Origin of the sequence: Sutterella sp. (assembly GCF_052272535.1) — a bacterium.
Lineage (GTDB): Bacteria > Pseudomonadota > Gammaproteobacteria > Burkholderiales > Burkholderiaceae_F > Sutterella.
The window spans coordinates 1-3,772 of sequence record NZ_DAVZJY010000217.1; the positions used below are offsets into that span (position 1 = coordinate 1).

Sequence of the window (3,772 nt, forward strand, 5' to 3'; positions counted from 1 at the left end):
TCGAACGCCTCGGCCTCGTGCGGGTGCGCGTGAAGAACCCCGAGGCGTTCATGAAGCCGGGCGCCGTCTTCACGGCGAACCATCCGTCGCTGATCGACGTGGTCTGCCTCATCTCGATCGTGCCGGAGGCGACCACAATCGTGAAGGCGTCGCTCCTCAGGAACTGGTTCACGCGGGCGCCCATCCGCGCGGCGGGCTACGCCGCGAACGACGCGGGTCCGGCGGCGCTTCCCGCCCTCGCCGAAGATCTCGCCTCGGGCGCCGCCTTCGTGATCTTTCCCGAAGGCACGAGAACGCCCTCGGACCTTCCCGCGGGCGAAATTCCGCGGCTCCACCGCGGTGCGGCGCAGCTCGCGCTCCACACCGGGCGGCCGATCACGCCGGTGCGGATCACCGCGCACCCGCGCTGGCTCACGAAGGACCGCGGCTGGTGGCACCTCCCCGAGGAGCCGATGACCCTCACCTTCGAGGCGCTCCCCGAAATTGAGGTTGAACCCTACCTCACTCTTTATAATTCCGACGCCCGCAGAGCCGCGCGCCGGCTCACCCAGGACCTCGGCCGGCTGCTCTTCGAGCGGCCCACCACCAACGCACACTGAGACGACGATGGAAAACACCCTCATCCCCGAAATCCAGGCGCTCATCATCTCCTCGCTCGGCCTCGAGGACATTCAGCCCGAAGACATCAATCCCGACGAACCGCTCTTCGGCGAAGGCCTCGGGCTCGACAGCATCGACGCCCTTGAACTCGGCCTCGCCCTCAAGAAGCGCTGGGGCGTGACCCTCACCGCCGAGAGCGAGGAAGCCCGCAGCGTCTTCAAGAACGTCCGCTCGCTCGCCGCCTACATCGAAACCCACAAACAGAACTGACAAATGACTGAATTCAACCCTCAGGAGCAGAAGGTCTACGACGTCCTCTCCGACATCCTCGTCAATGAGTTCGAGATCCCGGCCGACAAGATCAAGCCGGAGGCGCGCCTCTACGAGGACCTCGACATCGACTCCATCGACGCCGTGGACATGATCGTGCAGCTCAAGCCCCTCCTGGGCGGCCGCCGCGTCTCCCCGGAGGCCTTCAAGCAGGTCCGCACGTTCGAGGACGTCGTCCGCGTGATCGCGAAGATCATGGACGAACCCGATCCCTCGGAAGCGAAGTAGCTCCGTGCCGGCCTCCCGCTGGATCCGGCCGCTTTTGAGAGGGCTCGCCGCGCTCGCGGCGGGCCTTTATCCGCTCTGGGCATGGTGGGGGCTGCGCCACTGGGGCGTCCTTCCCGTCGCCGCGGCCCTCGCCCTCGTGATGCTCGTGCGCGCCGCCCTGAAGCGCGACCTCGAGTCCTGGGGGTTCTTCGCGACGGCCTCGCTCCTTGCCCTCGCCTCGCTTCTCCTCGACGCCGAGGAGCCGATGCTCCTCTACCCGGTCCTCGTCAACGTCTTCCTCCTCTGGCTCTTCGGCTCCTCCCTCCGGGGAACGCCCGTGGTCGAGCGCCTCGCGCGGCTCAAGGAGAAGAACCTCCCCCCCGAGGGCGTGCGCTGGTGCCGGGGCGTGACCGAGGTCTGGTGCGGGTTCTTCATCCTGAACGGACTCACCGCGCTCGCCACCGTCCTCTCGGGCGACCGCAGCCTATGGATGCTCTGGAACGGCTGCATCTCCTACGTGCTGATCGGCCTCCTCTTCACGGGGGAATTCCTGCTGCGGCGCCTCGTGATGAAGCGCCGCGCCCGCGGCTAGACTTGAGGATTCCCCCCGCCCTTCCGACCATCCGTCACTCCCGCCCACCTTCCCCCGAGTTTTCCGCCGACCATGCCCACCGCCACCCGCCTCTCCCGACTTCTGCGCCCCGCCCCCTCCACGCCGCTCAACCGCCCCGTCGGGGTAGACGCCTCCGGCGCGGTCCTCACCTTCCGGGGCTTTCTCGCCGCGGTCGGCCTCTGGCGCGACGCCGTGCTCAAGCTCCCCGAGGAGCGCCGCCGCACCGCGGTGCTCTACGACGAGGATGCCGTGAAGCTCGCCCCCGCGCTCTTCGGCCTCTGGGCCGCGGGCGTGCACGTGGTGCTCCCGGGCGACCTGCTCCCCGGGACGCTCGAGCGCCTCGAAGCGGGGGGCGTAGAGCTCGATGAAACCGTCCTGGCTCTGGAGGCGGCGGGGCTTGCCGGAGGCGGCCGGGCGGCGCGCCTCCCCGGGATTGAAGCGGACGCGCAGACCCTCAACGCCATGGCCGTCCCGCCGGACCTTCCGCTCCTCGACGACCGGGCGGAGCTCCTCTCGCTCCTCACGAGCGGCAGCACGGGCGAAGCGAAGCCCGTGCGCAAGCGCCTCGAGCAGGCCTTCTGGGAGCCCGAGGCGATCGACGCGGGGCTCCCCGGCGGCACCGACGCGCTCGGGCCCGTCGAGGTGATCGGCACCGTGAGCGCGCAGCACATCTACGGGCTTCTCTTCCGCGTGCTCTGGCCCCTGATGAGCGGCAGCGCCCTGATCGCCGGGCCCCGCCGGCACTTTCCCGAATCGCTCGTCGAAGCGCTCGCCGCCGCGAAGGCCCGCGGCCGGCGCGCCGTGGTCGTGGCCGCCCCGGCGCACCTGAAGCGCTTCATCCATCCCGAACTCTTTTCAAGCGTCCGCGACGCCGTCGCGGTGGTCTTCTCCTCCACGGGGCCCCTTGACGAAGCGGGCGCGCGCCATGCCGCGGCCGCCCTCGGGCACTTCCCCATCGAGGTGCTCGGCTCCACCGAAACGGGCGGCATCGCCTGGCGGCGGCGCACTCCCTCGGCGGACGGAACGCTCTCGACCCCGCCCTGGCGCACGGTTCAAGGCATCACCGCCGCCGTTCGCACGGACGCGGGCGACGTCCTCTCCGAAGGCGAAGGGCTCGTGACCCTTTCCGGGCGCCACCTTGAGCGCGCGGGGTGGATCGACGGCTCGGACCGCATCCGGCTCGACGCGAGCGGCTTCACGCTCCTCGGGCGCGCCGACCGCATCGTGAAGATCGAAGGCAAGCGCGTGTCGCTCCCCGAAGTTGAGGCCGCCATAGAAAAAACCGGACTCGTCGGCCGCGTGCGGGTGCTCCCGCTCCCCGAGGCAACGGCCGAAGGCGCCCGCGAGGCGCTCGCCGCCGTCGCCGAACCTTCGCCCCGCTGCCGCGAACTCCTCTTTGCCGAGGGGAAGGCCGCCCTCGTGCGCCGCCTGCGCGCGCTCCTGAGGGAAGGCCTCCCCGCGATGGCGCTCCCGCGCCGCTGGCGCTTTGTGGACGAGCTCCCCGCGAACGCCCAGGGCAAGACCACCGCGCGGGCGCTGACGGCGCTCTTCGACCCGCGTCGGCCGGAATGGTTGGTGGAGTCGGACGAAAAGACCGCAAAGGGCCGGCGGCTTGCGCTGCGCTTCGAGGCGTCGCCGACCCTCAGGTGGTTCGAGGGGCATTTCCCCGGGATGCCGATTCTTCCGGGCGTCGCGCAGCTCGTGCTCGTCGAGCGCGCGCTCCGCGAGGTCTTGCCCGGAATCGAAGGGCTCGCCCCCCGCACGGTGCGGCAGCTCAAGTTCCGCGCCCTGACGAAGCCCGGCATGAAGCTGCGGCTCGTGATCGACCTCCCCGAGGGATTCGCCGACCTCGGCGGCGCGGTGCGCTTCGAATGGCGCTCGCTCGAGGGCGGCGAAGAAACCGTGCAGTCGAGCGGTGCGGCGGACTGGGCCGCCGTCGATCCCGCGTAGAGGCCTTGGGGTTCTCCCTTAGGACGGCGCCGCCCGCGGCCGGCTTCTCTAGAATTTGCCTCACCGGCCCGG

5 protein-coding genes are annotated in these 3,772 nt (G+C 70.3%); all 5 read left to right on the forward strand.

Annotation, left to right across the window (positions count from 1 at the left end; translation table 11 throughout):
• Window positions 1-599, forward strand: a 599-nt coding sequence (locus tag ACT6Y9_RS09335; RefSeq protein WP_443744326.1) for a lysophospholipid acyltransferase family protein, incomplete at its 5' end; no start/stop codon positions are given.
• A gap of 7 nt (window positions 600-606) precedes the next feature.
• Entirely contained in the window at window positions 607-870 is a 264-nt protein-coding gene (locus tag ACT6Y9_RS09340) for a phosphopantetheine-binding protein (protein ID WP_295480987.1), read from the forward strand.
• Between the two features lie 3 nt (window positions 871-873).
• A complete protein-coding gene (locus tag ACT6Y9_RS09345) occupies window positions 874-1,158 on the forward strand; it encodes an acyl carrier protein (RefSeq protein ID WP_295480988.1) in 285 nt (94 codons plus the stop codon).
• 4 nt (window positions 1,159-1,162) lie between these two features.
• Window positions 1,163-1,729, forward strand: a complete 567-nt coding sequence (locus ACT6Y9_RS09350) for a strain DSM (RefSeq protein WP_443744327.1) — start codon at window positions 1,163-1,165, stop codon at window positions 1,727-1,729.
• 72 nt (window positions 1,730-1,801) lie between these two features.
• Complete coding sequence (locus ACT6Y9_RS09355; RefSeq protein ID WP_443744328.1) at window positions 1,802-3,700, forward strand: AMP-binding protein; 1,899 nt, start codon at window positions 1,802-1,804, stop codon at window positions 3,698-3,700.
• Window positions 3,701-3,772 lie beyond the last annotated feature (72 nt).

Bases quoted from the DNA above. Each gene is read 5' to 3' on its own strand.
- ACT6Y9_RS09340 (WP_295480987.1), top strand. From the start codon at position 607: ATGGAAAACACCCTCATCCCCGAAATCCAGGCGCTCATCATCTCCTCG.
- ACT6Y9_RS09345 (WP_295480988.1), top strand. From the start codon at position 874: ATGACTGAATTCAACCCTCAGGAGCAGAAGGTCTACGACGTCCTCTCC.
- ACT6Y9_RS09355 (WP_443744328.1), top strand. From the start codon at position 1,802: ATGCCCACCGCCACCCGCCTCTCCCGACTTCTGCGCCCCGCCCCCTCC.